General features: G+C 36.2%; 19 protein-coding genes. 2 read left to right on the forward strand and 17 right to left on the reverse strand.

The genetic code is table 11. From position 1 onward, the window contains the following. Position 1 precedes the first annotated feature (1 nt). The 6 genes from BMX10_RS07760 to BMX10_RS07785 form a co-directional block, all read right to left on the reverse strand. Entirely contained in the window at positions 2-979 is a 978-nt protein-coding gene (locus BMX10_RS07760) for an ABC transporter permease (protein WP_170834735.1), read from the reverse strand. Continuing rightward, positions 961-2,472, reverse strand: coding sequence for a sugar ABC transporter ATP-binding protein (locus tag BMX10_RS07765; protein ID WP_090441925.1), 1,512 nt, complete (start codon positions 2,470-2,472; stop codon positions 961-963). Before BMX10_RS07765 ends, BMX10_RS07760 begins: the two co-directional genes overlap by 19 nt. Positions 2,473-2,553: 81 nt before the next feature. Further along, on the reverse strand, positions 2,554-3,576 hold the full coding sequence (locus tag BMX10_RS07770) for a substrate-binding domain-containing protein (RefSeq protein WP_090441928.1): 1,023 nt from the start codon (positions 3,574-3,576) through the stop codon (positions 2,554-2,556). A gap of 68 nt (positions 3,577-3,644) precedes the next feature. After that, positions 3,645-4,637: a LacI family DNA-binding transcriptional regulator gene (locus BMX10_RS07775; RefSeq protein WP_090441930.1), complete on the reverse strand. Its 993-nt coding sequence runs from the start codon at positions 4,635-4,637 to the stop codon at positions 3,645-3,647. A gap of 371 nt (positions 4,638-5,008) precedes the next feature. Further along, positions 5,009-6,913, reverse strand: a complete 1,905-nt coding sequence (locus BMX10_RS07780; protein ID WP_090441933.1) for a YgiQ family radical SAM protein — start codon at positions 6,911-6,913, stop codon at positions 5,009-5,011. A gap of 32 nt (positions 6,914-6,945) precedes the next feature. Next, the gene (locus BMX10_RS07785) at positions 6,946-9,174 is read right to left on the reverse strand and encodes an amidohydrolase family protein (protein WP_170834736.1); all 2,229 of its coding nucleotides are present in this window, start codon (positions 9,172-9,174) and stop codon (positions 6,946-6,948) included. A gap of 419 nt (positions 9,175-9,593) precedes the next feature. Here BMX10_RS07785 and BMX10_RS07790 point away from each other — a divergent pair, with 419 nt between their 5' ends. Then, positions 9,594-10,550 carry an LCP family protein gene (locus tag BMX10_RS07790; RefSeq protein ID WP_090441939.1) on the forward strand — a complete coding sequence of 319 codons (957 nt, stop codon included), beginning with the start codon at positions 9,594-9,596 and terminating at the stop codon, positions 10,548-10,550. A 43-nt stretch (positions 10,551-10,593) separates the two neighbouring features. Here BMX10_RS07790 and BMX10_RS07795 read toward each other — a convergent pair whose 3' ends face one another. The 11 genes from BMX10_RS07795 to BMX10_RS07845 form a co-directional block, all read right to left on the reverse strand. Then, a complete protein-coding gene (locus tag BMX10_RS07795) occupies positions 10,594-11,001 on the reverse strand; it encodes a phage holin family protein (RefSeq protein WP_090441941.1) in 408 nt (135 codons plus the stop codon). Continuing rightward, positions 10,944-11,285, reverse strand: a complete 342-nt coding sequence (locus tag BMX10_RS07800) for a hypothetical protein (RefSeq protein WP_090441944.1) — start codon at positions 11,283-11,285, stop codon at positions 10,944-10,946. The genes BMX10_RS07795 and BMX10_RS07800 overlap by 58 nt, the downstream gene beginning before the upstream one ends. Further along, positions 11,275-11,715: an SHOCT-like domain-containing protein gene (locus tag BMX10_RS07805; protein WP_090441947.1), complete on the reverse strand. Its 441-nt coding sequence runs from the start codon at positions 11,713-11,715 to the stop codon at positions 11,275-11,277. The genes BMX10_RS07800 and BMX10_RS07805 overlap by 11 nt, the downstream gene beginning before the upstream one ends. Before the next feature lie 32 nt (positions 11,716-11,747). Further along, on the reverse strand, positions 11,748-12,155 hold the full coding sequence (locus BMX10_RS07810; RefSeq protein ID WP_090441950.1) for a DUF2089 domain-containing protein: 408 nt from the start codon (positions 12,153-12,155) through the stop codon (positions 11,748-11,750). A 212-nt stretch (positions 12,156-12,367) separates the two neighbouring features. After that, entirely contained in the window at positions 12,368-12,580 is a 213-nt protein-coding gene (locus BMX10_RS07815; RefSeq protein WP_090441953.1) for a hypothetical protein, read from the reverse strand. Further along, complete coding sequence (locus BMX10_RS07820; RefSeq protein ID WP_090441956.1) at positions 12,570-13,748, reverse strand: ArsA family ATPase; 1,179 nt, start codon at positions 13,746-13,748, stop codon at positions 12,570-12,572. Before BMX10_RS07820 ends, BMX10_RS07815 begins: the two co-directional genes overlap by 11 nt. 113 nt (positions 13,749-13,861) lie before the next feature. Further along, positions 13,862-14,350 carry a MarR family winged helix-turn-helix transcriptional regulator gene (locus BMX10_RS07825; protein WP_090441959.1) on the reverse strand — a complete coding sequence of 163 codons (489 nt, stop codon included), beginning with the start codon at positions 14,348-14,350 and terminating at the stop codon, positions 13,862-13,864. 191 nt (positions 14,351-14,541) lie between these two features. Next, positions 14,542-15,483, reverse strand: coding sequence for a thiamine pyrophosphate-dependent enzyme (locus tag BMX10_RS07830; protein ID WP_090441962.1), 942 nt, complete (start codon positions 15,481-15,483; stop codon positions 14,542-14,544). An 11-nt stretch (positions 15,484-15,494) separates the two neighbouring features. Continuing rightward, positions 15,495-16,676, reverse strand: coding sequence for a pyruvate ferredoxin oxidoreductase (locus BMX10_RS07835; RefSeq protein WP_090441965.1), 1,182 nt, complete (start codon positions 16,674-16,676; stop codon positions 15,495-15,497). A 10-nt stretch (positions 16,677-16,686) separates the two neighbouring features. Beyond that, entirely contained in the window at positions 16,687-16,995 is a 309-nt protein-coding gene (locus BMX10_RS07840; protein ID WP_090441967.1) for a 4Fe-4S binding protein, read from the reverse strand. Continuing rightward, on the reverse strand, positions 16,985-17,569 hold the full coding sequence (locus tag BMX10_RS07845; RefSeq protein ID WP_090441970.1) for a 2-oxoacid:acceptor oxidoreductase family protein: 585 nt from the start codon (positions 17,567-17,569) through the stop codon (positions 16,985-16,987). Before BMX10_RS07845 ends, BMX10_RS07840 begins: the two co-directional genes overlap by 11 nt. Before the next feature lie 205 nt (positions 17,570-17,774). On the opposite strand from BMX10_RS07845, the gene BMX10_RS07850 reads away from it, so the two are divergent. Then, the gene (locus BMX10_RS07850; RefSeq protein WP_090441972.1) at positions 17,775-20,438 is read left to right on the forward strand and encodes a PAS domain S-box protein; all 2,664 of its coding nucleotides are present in this window, start codon (positions 17,775-17,777) and stop codon (positions 20,436-20,438) included. The last annotated feature ends 66 nt before the right edge of the window (positions 20,439-20,504 follow it).

The following is a 20,504-nucleotide window of genomic DNA, read 5'->3' on the forward strand; positions in this document are numbered from 1 at the left end:
TTTATTTTTCTGTTCTTTTTCTCTGCAATAGTACTGCCAAAATAATAATGACCCCCTTCACCAGGCCATTTAGGAATGGTGGTATCTTAGCCGCTATCAAAATCCCTTCAATCATTTGCAGCATGATTATGCCTAAAAAAGTACCGAAAATTTTACCCCGACCACCACTCATTGCAGTACCTCCAATGGCGACTGCTGCAATTGCATCAAGCTCAAAGGACATAGCTGCATTTGGTGCTGTAATAGAGGTTAACCTTGAAGATAGTAGAAAAGCCGAAACACCTGTCAATAAGCCAGTGATTGAAAAACAAAGAATTTTAATTCTATCTACATGAATTCCTGTAAGCTTTGAAGCATTTTCATTAGAACCTACAGCATATACATATTTACCAAACTTAGTTTCCTGCATTAAGAAGGCTATCCCTACTGAAATAACAATAAATATAATAGCTAGATTAGGAATACCTAATATCTTGCCAGAAGCTATCATTCTAAAGGTAGGATACATTTCACTGCTAACATTAAAGGGTCCTCCTTGCCCTAACTGAACAATAATAGATCTATAGGCACTCATGGTTGCTAAAGTGACGATAAAGGAGGCTATTTTGCCTTTTCTAATAAACAAACCATTTATGGTGCCCAGTATTGTTCCAAATACAATACAAAACACCAGCATGATAAATATACTTTCAGTTGAATTCAACACTACCACTCCCAGGCCCGCTACAAGGGCACATGTAGATCCCACTGATAAATCAATCTCACCTGAAATAATAACCAAAGTCATCCCCAGTGCAATGATTCCTTTGATGCTGGATTGCATGATCAAGGTAGATAGATTGCTATAGGTTAGAAATTGTTTGTTTACAGCTATGGCGATTATCACTAAAATTATAAAGGAAAACACATAAGAGTACTCTTTATATATCTTCTTAAAATTTTTATTATTTATTGGTTTTGTTATGTTTTCGATTCGCATTTTAAACCCTCCATATTTGAACCCGTGGCATAATACATCACCATCATTTCTGTCATTTCCTTCTTTTTCAGCTCAGCATTTATTTTGCCTTTATACATAACCAAGCAGCGATCAGCAACCTTATAAATTTCAGGAAATTCAGCACTGAATAAAATGACACTTTTTTTCAGTTTTGTTAAGGCATTGATTAGTTTATAAATTTCATATTTTGCACCTACATCAATCCCCTGGGTTGGATTATCTAATATGTAGATATCTGAGCCTAATTCCAGCCATCGGGCAATGATTACTTTTTGCTGATTGCCACCACTGAGGGAGGTGATAAGATCATTGGGGTCTCCAACTTTGATGCCTGTAAGCTCTTGATTACGCCTGAACCTTTCTAATTCTTCTTTTTTATTGACCATCAGCTTTTTGTGCTCTGTTGTCAGATATGCCATCGATAAATTATCTTTTATACTCATGTCAGAAATAATGGATCTTTCTTTCCGATTTCTAGGTACCATCCCAATACCTGCTTTCATAACTTCTCTGATGCTTGAAAGATCTAACAGTCTTCCATTTAGAGTAATTCTTCCTTTTGTAGTTTTTCTTGCGCCGAATAATGTTTCAGCCAGCTCACCTCTACCATCTCCATGCAACCCTGTAATAGCAATTACCTCACCTTTTTTTAAGCTGAAGCTTATGTCCTTGAAGAAAGGCTCACAGGTCAAACCCTCCACCGTCATTATGGTATCCTCCATTATCTCATTTCTCTGGAGGGGTATGCTGGATACACTTTTCCCTACCAACATTTCTGTGGCTTCCTCTTCATTAATATCCTTGAAAGCTCCACTGTTAATAAACTTTCCGTCCCGCAGTACGGTGAATCGATCACATATACTAAACAACTCTGGCATTTTATGAGATATATAGATAATACTTACACCTTGTTTTTTTAAAGTCCGCATTATTTCAAAGAGATTCTCTATTTCATTGTTGGTAAGGGCCGTTGTTGGTTCATCCATAATAATTAATTTTGATTCAAATAAAAGTGCTTTAGCGATCTCTACTAATTGCTTTCTAGATGTATCCAGCTCACTTACTAGTTCATTTGGATTAATATCGATTTTTAAACGCTGGAAAACTTCAATAGATTTTTTAATCATACTTTTGTGATCTAGAAAACAAAAATTTTTTAAGATTTCCTCTCGTAGAAATAAGTTTTCATAGACCTTTAAATCATTAACAACATTCAACTCTTGATGAATAAATCTAATCCCCATTTCGGTTGCTTTAATGGTTGTCATCTGATGAATTCTTTCATTGTTGAAATATATCTCTCCTGTAGTTGGCTGAAAAGCTCCTGCTAGGATATTCATTAGGGTTGATTTTCCAGCACCATTTTCACCCATCAATCCGTGAATCTCACCACGCCCCACCTCCAAGGATACATCTTTTAGGGCTTTCACCGGACCAAAATTTTTTGAGATGTTTTTCATCTGTAAAAACATCTTCAACATCCTCTCTGTCTATAGTATAAGAGTCGACCATTTTTCATGGTCAACTCTTGTATGACTGAATTAAGTCTTGTTTTATAATCCGCTTTCGTATCTAATTTTATAAATATCTGATTTTCTAAAATCTGCTTCATTGCTTGCATCAATTTTCATAGTATCAATGAGGTATAAACCTGAGAATTCTTCGCCATTTAATATTTTAGCACCATATTCTACTGCATCTCTAACCATTGTTGGTGAAAATAAATAGGTTACTTGGTCAATACCGTACTGCTCTTTAATTGGCTTAAAGGTATCTAGATTTTCTCTTCTACCACCTACACCTGTTGCTAAACGAATATCCAGTGTAGCAGGTCCGTTATAGTTCATAATCGCATCTAGCACCCCTAAAACAACCTCATCATCATGAGTAAAGACAGCTTTGATTGCTTCAATCTCTTCAACACTGCTGGATGTTAATAATGTCTCCATTTGCTCTTGTGCCACAGCTCTTTGCCAGCCAGTACTAAATTGTTGTACGATTACAAAGTTTTCATCTGCAGTTTTCTGAAAACCGTCTGATCTTTGCTGTGGTACTGTAGAATTATCTCCCTTGAATTCAAGAATATGTACTTTTCCTTCTGCTAATTCACTGGCAAAGTAATTATTTAAATATTCACCAGTTTCTTCACCAATAGTAAAGTTATCTCCCATAACCTCCATCGTGGGTTCAAAGCCATCAATCAGTCGATCGTATACGATAAGAGGAATACCAGCTTCCATAACATTCTGAGCCCCTGATCTCAGCTCATCCCCATTATGAGGCCAAAGCACAATACAATCTACCTTTTGGTTGATCAATGTATCCAATTGATTGTTTTGCTCAGAAGATTCTGCAGAGGTTAAAAATTGATATTCAAACCCATATTCTTCTGCATAAAGCTTGGTTGCTGCTTCAGCGTGTTTAATGCTTTCCCCCAAAAAACCATGCGTTGCATTCGGCATTACTACACCAAGCACCTTAACATCATTTGCTTCAGTAGCTGTCTCCTGTTGACTACATCCTAACATTGAAATAACTAGAACTAAAACTAGCAGCATGATTAGTATTTTTTTCATAATAACCCTCCATCCCTTTTTTTATTACAAAAGCATAATGCTTTGTAAACAAAAATGTGCTGTCTGGACTATTTAATTGTGGATTCCCTTATAATGAGTTCAAAGTCCATAATAATTTTTTCAATATCTGCATTTCTATGATGAATACGATTAAGTAACAATCTACAGGATTCACATCCTATTTCATACATCGGTTGAGCTATGGTGGTTAAAGCAGGATTCATCATGGTAGAAAAATCAATATTGTCAAATCCCACCACTGCAATATCTTCAGGTACGGATAAACTCATATCCCTTATAGCCTTTAGTGCACCTATTGCTAAAACATCTGAAACTAGAAAAACAGCATCCGGCCTATTTTTTAGTGCCAATAACTGCTGCATATTTTTTTGTCCCGACTCAAAATCATTTTCTCCATTGATGATGTAGTCCTTATTAATCTCTAGTCCTGCTTCTTCAAGAGCTTTTATATAGCCCTTTTCCCTTAATCTAGCATAGATAAATTTATTATCAGAATTTATAAAGGCTATTTTCTTTTTTCCTATAGAAATCAAGTGCTTAACCGCTTGATAGCCTGCTTGGAAATTGTCTATTGTAACATATGGCAAATTTAACTCTTCTGAATACTCACAGGATTGGACAATTGGATAGTCCTGCGATATACCCTTTAATACATTGATATCGATTTTAGGATCAAGGGAAATCAGTCCATCCGCTAATCTTTGCTTCAGTAAATTGATATATACTAATTCCCGTTCTGGTTCAGAATCTGTTTGACATAACAATACATTATAGCCATTATCTCTTGCAATATCCTCAATCCCTTTAATAATCATGGTGTAAAATGGATTTGAAATGCTTGGTAGCAATGCTAAAATCATTCTGCTTTCAGATCGTCTTAAATTTCTTCCAAGCATGTTGGGTTCATATTTTAATCTTTTTATTGTTTCTTCCACCTTGATTTTTGTTTTTAGTGTTACTTTGTTGCTCTTGTTTAGCACTCTCGATACTGTTGCTACCGATACCCCTGCCTCTTTAGCCACTTCTTCAATCGTTGACATGAAACCCCTCCTTGAAATGTAATGGATTACATTTTATGATAAAAAAATATTTAATACTCCAAATCATTTCGACATTGTAATAATAATTAATGTAATCGTTTACATTTTTATTCTATACTATTCTTCATCCCGTTGTCAATAATAAATTAAAATTTTTTTATTTTTACGCTATGTTACAGATAAATGTTGATTTTGTATAAATAAAATCATTACAAGATACTGAGTGATTGTGACTCTGAGCATAGCAAAGAGTCTAATATCCTTCGGTTTCCTCAGGATGACAGGTCTGAAAAATTCAAAGAAAGCTATAATCAACAATAGTGTTTAACAGGACCTATTTTCAAGCTCTTTCTCTATTTTTTTTTATCTTTTCACCTGCTTTTTCCTGTAGTATTTCTACCTCTTTTTTTGTTTTTATTGCCTTTGTTGTTTATATCCCTACTGTTTTTTTCTTTTGCTTTGTTATCTCTATGCGTATTCTTCTCTTGTCTAGGTCTTATTAAGCATTTCTTATCAAAACCGATCAAATCTGTTCTTCCAGCCTTTACTAGGGCTTCATAAACTAATTTATAGTTTTGAGGCTTTCGATATTGAATCAAAGCTCTTTGCATCGCTTTTTCATGGGCAGACTTAGGTACATAAACCTCTTCCATTGTTCTTGGGTCCATCTCTGTATAATACATGCAGGTAGACAAGGTTCCTGGTGTTGGATAAAAATCCTGCACCTGCTCAGGCATATGTCCTAAATCCCTAAGATACTCTGCAAGCTCAATGGCTTCTTTTAAGCTAGAGCCTGGGTGACTAGACATCAGATAGGGAACTAAGAATTGGTCCATGCCTAATTCTTTGTTTATTTTATGATATTTTTTTACAAAGCTGTCATATACTTCTCTTTGGGGTTTTCCCATTTTCTTTAGTACTTCAGGTGAAATATGCTCTGGTGCTACCTTAAGCTGTCCGCTGATATGATGCTGGCATAATTCTCTAAAAAAATCGTCATTTTTATCAGACATGAGATAATCATATCTTAGACCAGAACGGACAAATACCTTTTTTACATTGGGAAGCTTTCTCAAATTTCTTAAAAGTTTAAGATAGTCCTTATGATCTATCTTAAGCTGCTTGCATGGGTTTGGAAACAAGCATTGTTTGTCTATGCAAACCCCATGCTTTACTTGCTTTTCACAGGCTCTATGACGGAAATTCGCAGTAGGTCCTCCTACATCATGGATGTATCCTTTAAAATCCGGCTCCCACGCCATTTTCTCTGCTTCAGTTAAAATGGACTGATGACTCCTAGATTGTACCACCCTTCCTTGGTGAAAAGTTAGGGCGCAGAAGCTGCAGCTTCCAAAACAGCCCCTATTGCTAATCAGGCTAAACTTAACTTCTTTTATTGCTGGTACACCGTCCTTTTCCTCATATATGGGATGATAGGTCCTCATATAAGGAAGAGCATATATATTATCCAACTCTGATTGTGTCATAGGTTCATGAGGAGGATTTTGGACAACGTAATAGTTTCTATACGGCTCCATCAAGGGCTTCCCTACTACAGCATCCATGTTTTTATATTGCATCATAAAGCTTTCTGCATATTTCTTCTTAGATGCCAGTATTTCATCATAGTGGGGTAACACCAAGGGTTTATAGGGTCTTTCCTTGTCCTTCGTTTTATATACGGTTCCTTTTATAAAGGTTATCTCTTCTATTGGCAATCCGCTTTCTAAGGCCTCTGCTATTTCTATTATCTGTCTTTCTCCCATACCATATACCATCAGATCTGCTCTTGCATCTAATAATATGGATCTTCGTACCTTGTTGGACCAATAGTCATAATGAGCAAATCTTCTTAGACTTGCCTCAATTCCCCCTAGAATAACAGGGATGTCGCTATATATCTCTTTGAGTCTATGGGAATAAATGATAGAAGCCCTATCTGGCCTATACCCTCCTTTCCCCCCAGGAGAATATAGATCATCCTTCCTCTTCTTTTTTGCTGCTGTGTAATGATTTACCATAGAATCTATGTTTCCGGCAGTAACCAAAAATCCAAGTCTTGGCTTACCTAAAGCCTTAAAACTCTCAGGGGTTTCCCATGAAGGCTGAGGAATAATGCCTACTTTATATCCCCTATTTTCTAGAATTCTTCCTATCACTGCTGCTCCAAAGGATGGATGGTCTACATAGGCATCTCCTGAAACAAGAATAAAATCCAGCTGTTCCCATCCTCTTTCCTTCATGTCTTTTTTATTTATAGGCAAAAACTTTGTCATTTTTATCATTCCTGACGGTAAATTTTATAATATTATTGGTGAAAAACTCCTTTTATAGGCTGTCCGTTTCTTACACGGGTGTTAACGCCATTCTCGTCTAAGACAACTTTCCCAGATACCAATACATACTCAATCCCTTCTGACAGAGAAGTAGAATTTTCAGCAGTGGCTGTATCGATTATTTTGTTATAATCAAATATGGTTATATCTGCATGCACCCCTTCTTGTATTCTACCTCTTGTTCTTAAGGCTGGAGCAAATTCTTCGAAGTGTTTCGCTGAAAGAATTGTCATCTTTTTAATACCCTCCATAAATGGAACAATATCTAAATCTCTAACATATCTCCCAAGAAATCTAGAAAAGGTTCCGACACCTCTAGGATGGTTATTGTTGTTACTGGTAGCACTATCACTTCCTATCATGCTGTGTTCAACCTGCAGTGCCTGTATTATCTCTTCTTCATCCATAGCATGTACGATTACTAAGCCACCCTCTCTTCTATATCTATAGAAGGTTTCTGCTGTCAGTCTTTCTGTGCTTCCTGCTACTTGTATATCGGAGTAAGTGATATTGAACCTTTCTTTCCAGCCTTCATTTAACCTTTCAAAGGCGATATTGGTTGCCCAGGAGTCATAGGGATATATATCAAAAGTCACTTGATAGCCCTCTTGTCTTGCTTCCTCAACAAGTTCCAGAGCCTCCTCCATACATCCTGTTCCTCCAGTGCTATGTAAGTGCATAAAGTGAACTGGAGCATCCAGTTCTCTAGCATAGGCCAATACTTCCTTCACTGAATCTATTCCAGTATTCTCTCCTGAAAGACTGGAGTATCTCCCATGGAAATGCGTTGGTATGCCAAATTCCTTTGCTACCTCCATAATAGCCTTGATTTCCTCAGAAGATGTTCCTGGGTAGTATTCTGGACTAAAGGCTACTCCTATGGCTCCTTTTTGTATTTCTTCCCTTGCCCTTCTAACCATGTAATCAATTTGGGATTGACTAGCTTTGTCATGATGACCTAATCCCGCTTCATATCTTAGTCTAATGGCAAATAAGGCTCCTCCATAGTTGACTAATGTGGGGTTGTTTCTATAGGCTCTAAAAAAACCATCAAAATCAACTGTGCAACCATGCATGGATAGATTTGTTGTTACACCATCACTAACCTTATACATAGCTGCTGTTAGACTTGGATTAAAGGATAATATGTCAATAAAACCGGGACTTACTATCTTGTGAGTTGCATCAATTTCTTCATTACCATTTAGTTTCATTTTGGTAATACTCTCGATTTTATCATCAATGATTCCAATATTATATCCAAATTTCATTGTTTCTTCATCAGGATCAATAACAATACCATTATTAATGACCACATCATAGACAACGCTATCTACGATTTCAATAGAATCCTTCATCTCATCCATACTTATTTTATTTTTATAATTCACCTCAAAGGACGCTTGGGTATCTATTGTAATAGTATTTGGAAAACTTAATATTTTATTATCTGCAAATGTAAATATTTCTTCTTCACTTATTTCTTCCAAAAGGATAGTTTCATTTTTAGTCAAATCATGTATGTAGGTTGCATGTCTATCATTTTTCTTATCATGTATTGTATATAGGATATATTCAATATCAGAGGTTATATCTATCCTAGAGACATAAGCCTCATCTGAAGGAAGCTCCACCACCAATAATTCAAATTTTGAATCAAAGGCCAAAGTATTCATGATGATCTCTGCTGTTTGCTTTCTATAGTTTGATTTAGCATAAAACATTCCTTCAATGTAGCCATCAATATATCTAATATTGCTGAGTTGATAATCTTTTGCAAATAACATTTCTTCAACAAATTCATTACTATGCATATCATATATTTCTATAAAATTAGTCTTATCTTCTTTCACCCCATAGACATATAGTTGATTATTCTTATCATTAATTTCTATAGATTTATAGTTCTTATCTTCTGTTGTTAAAAGCTGCAGCTCCTCTAGTGGCTCTAATTCTACGATTTTATCCTCATCTATACTTCCCTTATATAGGCTTTTAGCATCCTCCTCTATCACTAGCATGATTACTTCATCATTTAAAACGACTATATCTAGCACTTCACTTGTATTTTCTTCAATATTTGGGCCTATGGCTAATTTCCCGTCTTCAAAAACATTTTGATTGAATACATGAAAAATGCCAGCCAAAATGAACAGTATCATAAGCACCAATGACTCTTTTTTTCTAATTATGTCTTTCAAATAAATTCCCCCCATTCTCAAAGTTGCAAAATAGTATACTGTAATAATACCATATTTAGTATTTGCATTCCTCCAAAATAGCAGAAAAATCGACTTCTTTCTATTTTTTTCTTGTAAATTACTTTAAATAAGGCGTTAGGGAGGAAATGAAGACTTTTACCTGATTCTGTTGAATCTGTTCAAACCTATAATGAAATACTTCATCTCCACCTTAAGTATAGCCTAATATTTCTCTCCACCATCATTGATAGCGTCCTTTGTAATTGACGAGACAATTCCATCGCTTATATTTTTCTTTGCATATGGTTCCAATTACCACAGTAACTGGATTTGACAAAGGAACAAGCATTGATTATACTTAATCTGATAACCATTTACAATAATCATTGAATCACTTTATTAGATGAGGAGAAAAATCTATGAAAAAATGGCAATGGGCTATAGCAGTTGGGCTTTGTATTCTTTTAGTTTTTACTGCTGTCTTTGGCTATAATTTATATCAACAGTATAAAAACACATTGGAAGCTATTTCTGTTACAGAGCCAATTGATGAGAATGAAGGGGAAGAGGGCAAAGCTGGGGGCTCAGAAGAAATGAAGCCTTTTGTAATGTTGCTTTATGGCATTAGTGCCAGGGAGCATATTGGAGACAAAGGTCGTTCCGATACTATGATGCTGGCTTTAGTGGATCCTGATGAAGTAAAAGTCAGCTTGATTTCAATTCCTCGAGATGCCTATGTAGAAATTCCTAGATATCGAATGGATAAAATAAATGCTGCTTATCCACGGGGTGGCTCAAGCTTAATGATGGAAACCATCGAAAATTGGCTGGATGTTGAGCTGCATGGTTTTGCATCTATTAATTTTCAAGGATTTATCGATTTAGTAGATTTATTTGGAGGAATTGATGTTGAGGTTTCAAGAAGAATGGAATATGATGACCCTTATGATGGAACAAGGATTCGATTGTATCCAGGGGAGCAAACCCTTGATGGTAAAAATGCTTTAGATTTTGTCCGCTTCCGTCAAAGCAATGATGGCAGACATGCCAGTGATTATGATCGAATGAAAAGACAGCAACAGGCATTGCAGTCATTGTCCCAAGAAATTACTTCTATTAGATCATTGACCAGAGCCTTTGATATGATGAATATTTTAAGTGAAAATGTGCAAACCTCCTTAACCTCTTATGAATTAGAAAAGTTGATTCGAATTTTTCTATCCTTCAAGCCGGAGGAGCTAGAAACTACTTCTATCCAAGGTGAAGGCTACTATCATAATGGGGGATGGTATGAAAGAATTCCTCAGGAGGAAGTTCAACGTATACAGCAAATCATTGCCGACTTTTTAGAAGAAGAAAATGAAAATCTCAGTTAATAAATGACTGAGATTTTTTTCGTTTCTTATGGTATTATTAAGTTTAAAATAATTTCTTTAACCCTCTGTTCAAGGCCATAATCAGCATCGCCAACAGTAAAGAAAGCCAAAATCCAGAGATATGAACTCCTCTCATGATGGTATCTGCAAGCATAATCATCCACGTATTAATCACTAAAGTGAAAATTCCTAAGGTAATCATATTAATAGGAAGGGTAATTAATAGCAGCAACGGTCTTAAAATCAAATTGATTAGCCACAATATAACACCAAATAAGATAATCTGTGTAATTCCACTGGCTTCGATAAAGGAGAATACAGTTGCCATCAGATAAACCCCTAAAATATTTGCCAACAGCTTTAATTGTTGTCTTTGCATTTTCTTTTCACTCCCTAAAAAATCTCTACCTTTACCTTGATATCTTCTATATCTATCTCTGCCAGCTGCCACCTTCCATGCTTCCTCAATTCATAAAACACTTCCTTCAAAAGCTGAAAAGGTAATACTAAAGAAAAATTTTCTATAGGGATAGAAGACGCTATTGACTGCTGCAGCAGCTTCTTTATATTTTTATTCCACCCAGGAAAAACCTTTTCATATAGCCATACAAGATCCTCCAGGCTCTCTATCACTTCCTGAAAAGCTCCTAGGGCTAAAGGAATAGTAATCCTCATTTTCCTGCCATGCTTAATTTTTACTAGCATGATATTGCTTAGACTTGACCTAGTCCACATACACTTCCACCTGAATTCTGCCCTCTTCAGGATCATCTACATCAACATCCACCAGTTTTCCATCGGATAGCCCCTCTTCCATTAAATACACTAACTCATCAAAATCAATCTTAGAAATATCAATTCCTTTTTCCTCCATCTGCTGTCTAGCTTCTTTGGGTATCATCCCCATCCCCATATTTACAAAGTTTGAGGCCACTCTAAGTAAGCCTAGAGGAATATTTACATCTGCTTTTTTCACCCCTGTTCCATCTCCTGATACCCTCACTCTTAAAAAGCGTTCCTTTCCTCTTGCCTTCATTTTATTTTTCACAGGATTTTCTTCTATTTTGTCTGTCTCCTGTAAGGCGTTAAGAAGGGCTAAGCCTTCCTCTGAAGTAATTTTTCCCTCTTGAATCATTTCCAAAATTTTTAATTTTTCTTTATCCATTTTAATCCATCCTTTCACTATGTGTGTTATTACTATTTACCTAGCTTGCGAAGCTGTTCTGCAGCCTCCTGGGGACTAATTTCGCCGTTTTCCAGTCCACGAAGGATTTCCTGCCTTTTTTCACTTGTATTTTCCAATAATGCATCTTCTTCCATGTCATCTCTAATTTTGTCAATCCTATATCCTAGAGCTTGTATTACACCTTCAAGTCGATTACGAACTGTAGGGTAAGAAATCCCCAGCTCCTTCTCGACATCCTTGATGCTTCCTCTGGATTTAATAAAAACCTCGATAAATTCCAACTGGTCCTTTGGCAGTTTGCAAAATTTGCATCCAGAAAACTGTCCTTCTAGATTTGTTTTGCACTTGGAACAGCTCATTCGGGTAATCTTTAATTCATCATTACATATAGGACATTGACTTGGGGCTTTATAATTCATTTTCATCACCTACTTTTGGGTTAATTTCCCTTTTCTTATTTAAATAATATAGAAAAAAGTTAATATTGTCAATGGTAATATTAATTATTTTAATATTTGTATTAATATTATTAATGCATCGTTTCATTTTCTTGATTATTTATATTTAATTAGAAAAATTTTAGTGATTTATAGAGAAAGCCACTGGTTTGCTCCAGTGGCTTTTTCCGACATTATTCTATTTCTATCGTCTTTATCTTTTTCTCTTTCTTTTCTATATCACTTTTCTCTACATATTCTTCAGTAGCCTCATGAATGGTTTTAATCAATTTCCTTTGCAGCTCTTCAACAGGCTCTCTGATTTCCTTAGGAAGCATATCTGTAACTACATCCATTGTCTGCAACTTTACTCTAATGATATTTTTTAAAAGCTCCTCATTCTTCATTGCCTTCACCACCAAATTTTATTTTTAGCGTATCATTATCAAATTTTGCTCCCTTTATGGAGTAATTCAACAATGTTCTTGGTAGGATAATATTTCTCTTGTAGCTGCCAGCCTTAACAATAAGCTCATCAGCTTTTTGGTTTAATGATAAATTCTCTTTTTCTGTAAATGGCATGTAGATGGATAAGGTATAGCCCTCCTCCTCTTTTTTGATTTCCTGTATTTTAGTGTTATAATAGATTTCCGCAGGGTTTTTATCTTTAAAGAGACTTTCTCCCATCCTTGACAGCATCTTAAAGCCTACGATTTCCTTTTCAAAAAGGGGTACATAATAAATAGGGATTGGATAAAAGCTTTCCATGATAATTTCTTTGTACTGCTTATGAATTTCCTTCCATGCTTTAAAATAATCATCAGTAACATTATCTGGAATCATTCTATTGACAACAATGGCATCTACATTAAAGTCATAAAGATTCAGATAGGTGAAGCTTCTTTGGGCTTCCTTCACCACCATTTTTTCAGGATTCACTACAATTCTCACACTTGTCACATCTCTGTTAGACAGGATTTTCCTCATTTCATCCATCTGATTGTATATATTTTCTATCTCTCCCATCACCCCGTCAGAGGGCATCGGCATCCCCAGTAACGGTTCAATCACAGGCTTTGTTAGCTTAATAGCTCTTCTTTTCATTGGGAATAACTTATCCATCCACCATCTAAACATATCAGGAAAGCTTAAGAGTGCCAGGGTTTCCCCTGTAGGTGCACAGTCAATAACAATGACATCATACAGCTTCTCCTTATAATATCTAAGAATTCTCAGCAAACTCAATAAATCCTCTATACCGGGAAAAATCGTCAGCTCTTCTGTTGTAATATCCTTGACAGTTTTTGATGTCATGATTGAGGTTATATACTCCTGTACCTTTTTCCATCCCTGCTCTGTTTCATATATGGTATCTATCTCCTGTGCCCAAAGATTTTTTCGGATCTCTACAGCCTCAGGAGATAATTGTGTATCTAAAGAATCTCCAAGACTATGGGCTGCATCTGTACTTACGATCAGGGTCTTCAATCCCCTTTTTGCACTTTCTAAAGCTGTTGCTGCTGCAATACTTGTTTTCCCTACGCCACCTTTACCAGTATATAAGATAATTCTCATTTTAACTCCTCCTTATATTTCATTATAGGAATATTTCTTTCCTCGAAGTATTTTTTTTATTTTAAGCCCATCATCCATGGGCATTAAAATCAACCTTTTTATTTTTGGGTCTATTACTCTATCTCTATCTTTTTTATGCTATTGCTCTCTTTTCCATCATCAGAGTGGTCCTTTTCCTTATTAATATCATTGATGACTTCAATTGCTTTCGTAAATACTTTGCCAAGCACTTCTACTTCCTCTTTTGTAAGAGATTCACCGATCTTCTCGATATAATGAAATATCATGTCCTTCAGCTCAGCTACTAAAGCTTTTCCTTTATCTGTTAGCTTTATTACTACAATTCTTCTATCTGACTCACTTCTTTCACGCTTTAGGTAACCATTTTTCACCAATCTCTCCACCAAGCCAGAGGCAGTACTCATAGGAAGATGAATATGCTCAGCAATTTGGCTCATGATGATTTCCCCATGTCTCTCCACCAACAGCATAGTAAAAATCTCAGTTTTAGAAAAGTTCCAGTCAAGCTTAATCCACTCTTCTGGATAAAATACTTTTTTTAAGTGCTGAAAGAAAAAATCATAAAGATTATTGATATTCAACTTAGTACCTCCTTAGAATATTTCGGTTTAAGTAATATTCTAATTACATAATATATTGTTTTCTCTTTAAAGTCAATAGTTATTTATAAAAAAGTTTCGTCATTATTATTTGATTTTTTCATAAAAAAATGCTGATTCAAAAATTTTTAAATCAGCATTTTTCTTCTGGATTTCTTCAATTACGATTTCCTCTATTCAATTTCCTCTCCACATCGTTTCAATAATTGATTCCATTTTTTATCTATATCTGCTTGTATTTCCTGAAGCATATCCTCATTACCAGGATTAAATAGATGTCTAAATCTTCCTTGTGGCTTTAAGAAGGCATCAATTGGAAGCTTTTTCTTTGGTCTATAGGAAAGCTTCCATTCTCCGTTGACAACCTCAAACATAGGCCAATAACAAGTTTCCACCGCCAGTTTGCAAATTTCCATCAAGTCCGCTGTTTCATAACGCCATCCACGGGGACACGGAGCTAGTACATTCATAAATGCTGGCCCTTCTGTATAAAGAGCCTTCTCAGCTTTTTCATGAAGGTCTTTGAAGTTGCCTATAAAGGTAGTCTGAGCAACATAAGGGATTTCGTGGGCAACCATAACCTGGCTTAAATCCTTTCTAAACTGTTGTTTTCCTAATACTTCTGTCCCTATAGGTGAGGTTGCTGTCTCAGCGTACTTTGGTGTAGCTGATGATCTCTGAATTCCAGTATTCATATATGCACCATTATCGTAGCAAACATACACCATATCATGGCCTCTCTCCATAGCTCCAGAAAGAGATTGAAACCCGATGTCATAGGTGCCACCGTCACCGCCAAAGGTAATAAATTTATAATTTTCCTTGATTTTCCCTTTTCTTTTTAGTACCTTATAGGCAGCCTCTGTACCACTTATGGTGGCAGCTGCATTTTCAAAGGCTGAGTGTATAAAGGAGTCCTTCCAGGCAGTGTAGGGGTAGGTAAAGGTAGAAACCTCTAAACATCCGGTAGCATTGGCAATAACTGCTTGATCTTCTTCCTTAAGTGCCCTTAAAACACCCCGAGCAGCTAGCGGCGCACCACAGCCTGCACACATCCTATGACCTCCCGTTAATCGTTCAGGTTTGTTCATCGCTTCTTTAAAATTATATGCCATTTCCTTCACCTCTACTCTCTAACGCCAAGGTATCGATAAACCTGGCCTGTCTGATTTTTGTTAATCATGCTGAAGAGCTGATTATATACCTCTTCTATGTGGGTTGTTGTCACATCTCGTCCACCCAATCCATAAATGTAGTTTATCAGCATTGGACGGTTTTCAGCTTCATATAGGGCTGATCGTACTTCTGCAAAAAGAGGGCCTCCAATAGAAGAAAAACCTTCACTACGATCCATAACTGCAATAGCCTTTAGATGAGATAATGCATCGCATATTTCTTCATGGGGGAAGGGTCGAAAGACTCTTATTTTCAACAGTCCTACTTTTTTTCCTTCTTTCCTCATTTTATCAATAGCTGCTTTTGCTGTTCCAGCAGTGGAGTTAATAATCACAATAGCTGCTTCTGCATCCTCCAATTGATAAGCTTCAAATAACCCATACTTTCTACCAGTTACTTTTTCAAATTCCTCCGCTACCTTAAGAATAACCTCCTTAGCCTTATTCATTCCCTCTGCCTGCTGTCTCTTATGCTCTATATAGTAATGAGGTGAGTCATAGGGTCCTATAGCAATAGGCTCTTTTGCATTCAGTAAAGAAGCAACTGGTATATATTCTCCTACAAAGGCTTTTACTTCTTCATCTTCAATCAATTCAATATTTTCAACAGCATGGGAGGTAATAAAGCCATCTTGACAAACCATCGTTGGTAATTGTACTTCTTTATCCTCCCCAATCCTTACAGCTTGAATAAAATTATCATAGGCCTCTTGATTGTTTTCACTATAGATTTGAATCCACCCTGCATCTCTAGCTCCCATAGAATCAGCATGATCAGCGTTAATGTTGATAGGACCTGTCAAAGCTCTGTTCACTAGAGCTAATGTAATAGGCAGCCTTATTGAGGATGCTATATACAAAGTCTCCCACATCAAAGCTAGCCCACAGGATGAAGTGGCTGTCATGGTCCTAGCTCCTGCCGCCTGAGACCCTATACAGGCTGACATGGCACTGTGCTCTGACTCAACTAGTATTAATTCAGTATCAACTTCTCCATCAGCTACATATTGTGAAACATACTGAGGTATCTCAGTTGATGGTGTGATGGGAAATGCTGCTAATACATCGGGGTTGATTTGCTTCATTGCAATAGCAATTGCTTCGTTTCCAGATAATCTATCTCTTATCGCCATAATACACCTCCTACTTCCCTTCTTTAATGAAATCTATTGCATTAAATGGACATACTTTCACACAGACTCCACAGCCTTTGCAATGATCAAAATCAAAGTCTAGTCTTTTCTTATCTTTTACTGGTATAGAGGAATCTGGACAAACCGGTACACAAAGTAAGCATTGCTTGCATTCTCCTGCCTTAAATACCGGTTTCATGCTCCTCCAATCACCAGTTTTAAATAAGTCTGCACTTCCTGGATATGCTACTGTTCCTCCTGGGCAGATGTCCTTCCATTTTATCTCTTCGTTTATTTCTACTCCATCCTTAGTCTTCATATCCTCTGACCTCCTCCATCGACCTCTTTAATGCATTCATATTGCCCATTATTACTTCAGGCTTTGAAGCAAATTTATGCTTAAAAGAATCCTCCATCGTCTGAATAAATTCTTCTACCTCCATAATTTTACTTACCTTTACAACAGCTGCCAGCAAAGGAGTGTTGGGAAAATATTTTCCCAGCGTACTTTCCGATATCTCTCTTGCATTGATGGTAAATACACTGCCACCATAATCTTTGAATTGTTCTCTTACTTCCTTCCATGGTCTTTCTGTATTAACAATGATTGCACCCTCATCCTTTAACCCCAAGGTTACATTAATGGAATCAATTAGGGATTCATCCATAACAACAACAAAATCTGGCTCATAAATGTTAGAATGAATTGTGATTTTCTCAGAGCTAATCCGATTGTAGGCGGTGATAGGTGCCCCCATTCTTTCAGGTCCATATTCAGGAAATCCTTGCACATAGTTACCTGTGTTAAAAGCTGCATCAGCCAGCAATAAGGAGGCAGTTTTTGCTCCCTGCCCTCCACGGGCATGCCAGCGAATTTCAGTTAATTTACCCATGTTAAATCCTCCTTTATCATTTTAATCTATACTTAATTAAATTCTATGTTAAACTATAAAATCCTTCTTTTGCCAAAAACAGCATCTTTCACCATTGCTTCCGATAGCTTATTGTTTAAAAAAATAAAGGTATTCTGTAAAGATATGTAGAATAATTTTTATTAATGGATTTCAATTGTGTTGTAGAGAACAGAGGTGACTTTTTATGATCAATGAAAATAGGGAAATTTATATGGATCTATTTGATGATGCATTGATAGGGATTTTTCATAGTACCATCCATGGTCAATTTATCTATGTTAATAAAGCTTTTGCCACTATATTAAAGTATGATACACCTGAAGAGGTTGTATCTTCTATTAATAATATTGAAGAAGAGTTTTATGCCAACAATTATAATCGCCTAGCTTTGCTGGATAAAGTAAGAAGAGATGGTAAGCTTTCTAACCATGAAATGCAATATTATTGTAAAGATGGTAGTATTATTACTGCTTTATTAAATATCCACATAAAAAAAGATTCTCAAGGGAATGAGCTTTATGTAGAGGGCTTTATCAATGATATTACGTCCTTAAAGGAAAAAGAAGAAAAGTTTAAAGAGAATGAACAGATGCTACAGGAGTTAAATGAGGAACTAGAGGCTACTCTCCACCAGCTCACTGCTAATGAGGAAGAGTTACGTGATAATTATGATCAGCTGAAGAAAAAAGAAGCTGCATTAAAGGAAAGTGAGGAACGATGGCATTTCGCATTGGAAGGCAGTGGAGATGGTGTATGGGATTGGGATATACTAAATAACTACGTTTATGGCTCTAAGCGATATAATGAAATAAGAGGCTTTTCTGAAAATGATCCCATGAATTCTTATGAAGAGTGGATGGATTATGTACATCCTGAAGATAGAGAATTGGTAAACAATGAACTTCAGAGACATCTTGATGGTCAATCCCCTGTATATATAGCAGAATACCGAATCTGCTGTAAGAATGGTGATTATATATGGGTACATGAGAGAGGTAAGGCAACTCAGAGAACACCAGATGGTCAGCCCCTTAGAATGGTGGGTACCCTCAGAGATGTTACAAAAGAAAGAAACAGTCAAGAGGCTTTGCTATTCCAAAAAAAGTCATTCGAGTGTCTCTTTAATAATTCATCGGATGCTATTGTTCATTTTGACGACAATGAAAATATTGTAGCTGCTAATCCTAGATTTTTTGAATTATTTCATTATACCTCAGAAGAGGTTATAGGTAGATATATCAATGATGTCATAGATCCTTTTAAAAAACTAGCTGGTTATCTTACTTTGGATGGTTTAATAGGTGGTGATTGTCAGTTTCAGGATGCAATAAGATATGATAAACATGGAAATCCCATCAATGTTTTTCTTAAAGGAATACCTATTATTATTAATGGCAAAATTATTGGAGGCTATGCTACCTATACTGATATACGTCCAATTAAGGAAGCAGAAGTGCAAATTAGAAGACAGCAGAAAATACTAGAGTCTTATTTTGAGTATTCCCCTGATGCCGTGGTCTATCTTGATATGAATCATAAAATTCAAGAGATAAACAAGAAATTTACAGATCTATTTGGCTATACATCCCATGAATGTTTTGGAAAAACCGTTGATGAATTGATTGTTGATGATAAGCATCTTGAAGAAAGTGGGAGGATTAATGATTTAGCTCTCCATAACAGTGAGATAGCAGTAGATACAATAAGAAGAAGGAAGAACGGTACATTTATTGATGTTTGTGTACGAGGAGGCCCTACAATTGTCGATGGAGAAATCATTGGATATCATGGTATCTATACAGACATTAGAGAAAGAAAAGAAGCTGAAGAAAGGATAACCTATCTAAGTTATCATGACAACCTCACAGGCTTATATAACAGAACTTTTTTTGAAGAGGAATTAAAACGCCTCGACACCAGCAGACAACTACCTCTTTCTATTATTATTGGTGATGTAAATGGTTTAAAGCTAACCAATGATGTTTTTGGTCATTTAGTAGGGGATAAGCTTTTAGCACAAACTGCAGAAGTTCTTAAAACAGCCTGTCGTAAAGAGGATATCCTATGTAGGTGGGGTGGAGATGAGTTTGCAATCCTCCTGCCCAAAACTAATAAAGAGGTTGCTAACTTAATTTGTCAAAGGATTTATAGTTTAAGTAAGCAATCAGCTGACACACCAATACATATAAGCATTTCTCTAGGTTATGCTATAAAATACAGTGGTATGCAATCCATGACGGATGTCATCAAGGCAGCTGAGGAGCAAATGTATAGAAATAAACTGTTGGAAAGCAAGAGTACTAGAAGTCATATTATACATTCTCTAGAAAAATCATTGTATGAGCGTAGTCATGAAACAGAGGCCCATGCACAGCGTATGAAGGCGTTAAGCATTAAATTAGGTAAAAGCTTAAATCTTGATAATGATCAGATTAATGAATTAGGTTTACTGGCTATACTTCATGATATTGGTAAAATAGCTATATCTGATAGTATCCTCCTGAAGCCTGATAAGTTAACAGAAAAAGAATGGGAGGAAATGAAAAGACACTCTGAAATTGGCTATAGAATTGCAGAAACATCTCCAGAACTACTTCATATAGCTAAATATATTCTTTTCCATCATGAACGATGGGATGGCAATGGATATCCTCATGGATTAAAGGGTGATGAAATCCCCCTATTATCTCGTATTATTGCAATAGTTGATGCCTACGACGTAATGACCCATGCTAGAGCATACAAAGAGGCCATTTCTCATGAAGAGGCTTTGGTGGAAATCAATAGATGCTCCGGTAGCCAGTTTGATCCAGAAATTGCAAGTGTATTCACAGGAATTTTTGAATAGATGTGAAGGTTTGTACAGCTGCAGTGTGCGATGCACTCATGTTGGATGTTATAGGTATTGCTAAAA

Source organism: Natronincola peptidivorans, from assembly GCF_900111615.1.
In the GTDB taxonomy this organism is placed as follows: Bacteria; Bacillota; Clostridia; order Peptostreptococcales; family Natronincolaceae; genus Natronincola_A; species Natronincola_A peptidivorans.

Excerpts from the sequence above, each read along its gene's own strand:
- BMX10_RS07760 (WP_170834735.1), bottom strand. The coding sequence starts at position 979 with ATGCGAATCGAAAACATAACAAAACCAATAAATAATAAAAATTTTAAG.
- BMX10_RS07765 (WP_090441925.1), bottom strand. The coding sequence starts at position 2,472 with ATGTTTTTACAGATGAAAAACATCTCAAAAAATTTTGGTCCGGTGAAA.
- BMX10_RS07770 (WP_090441928.1), bottom strand. The coding sequence starts at position 3,576 with ATGAAAAAAATACTAATCATGCTGCTAGTTTTAGTTCTAGTTATTTCA.
- BMX10_RS07775 (WP_090441930.1), bottom strand. The coding sequence starts at position 4,637 with ATGTCAACGATTGAAGAAGTGGCTAAAGAGGCAGGGGTATCGGTAGCA.
- BMX10_RS07780 (WP_090441933.1), bottom strand. The coding sequence starts at position 6,913 with ATGACAAAGTTTTTGCCTATAAATAAAAAAGACATGAAGGAAAGAGGA.
- BMX10_RS07790 (WP_090441939.1), top strand. The coding sequence starts at position 9,594 with ATGAAAAAATGGCAATGGGCTATAGCAGTTGGGCTTTGTATTCTTTTA.
- BMX10_RS07800 (WP_090441944.1), bottom strand. The coding sequence starts at position 11,285 with ATGTGGACTAGGTCAAGTCTAAGCAATATCATGCTAGTAAAAATTAAG.
- BMX10_RS07805 (WP_090441947.1), bottom strand. The coding sequence starts at position 11,715 with ATGGATAAAGAAAAATTAAAAATTTTGGAAATGATTCAAGAGGGAAAA.
- BMX10_RS07810 (WP_090441950.1), bottom strand. The coding sequence starts at position 12,155 with ATGAATTATAAAGCCCCAAGTCAATGTCCTATATGTAATGATGAATTA.
- BMX10_RS07815 (WP_090441953.1), bottom strand. The coding sequence starts at position 12,580 with ATGAAGAATGAGGAGCTTTTAAAAAATATCATTAGAGTAAAGTTGCAG.
- BMX10_RS07820 (WP_090441956.1), bottom strand. The coding sequence starts at position 13,748 with ATGAGAATTATCTTATATACTGGTAAAGGTGGCGTAGGGAAAACAAGT.
- BMX10_RS07830 (WP_090441962.1), bottom strand. The coding sequence starts at position 15,483 with ATGGCATATAATTTTAAAGAAGCGATGAACAAACCTGAACGATTAACG.
- BMX10_RS07835 (WP_090441965.1), bottom strand. The coding sequence starts at position 16,676 with ATGGCGATAAGAGATAGATTATCTGGAAACGAAGCAATTGCTATTGCA.
- BMX10_RS07840 (WP_090441967.1), bottom strand. The coding sequence starts at position 16,995 with ATGAAGACTAAGGATGGAGTAGAAATAAACGAAGAGATAAAATGGAAG.
- BMX10_RS07845 (WP_090441970.1), bottom strand. The coding sequence starts at position 17,569 with ATGGGTAAATTAACTGAAATTCGCTGGCATGCCCGTGGAGGGCAGGGA.
- BMX10_RS07850 (WP_090441972.1), top strand. The coding sequence starts at position 17,775 with ATGATCAATGAAAATAGGGAAATTTATATGGATCTATTTGATGATGCA.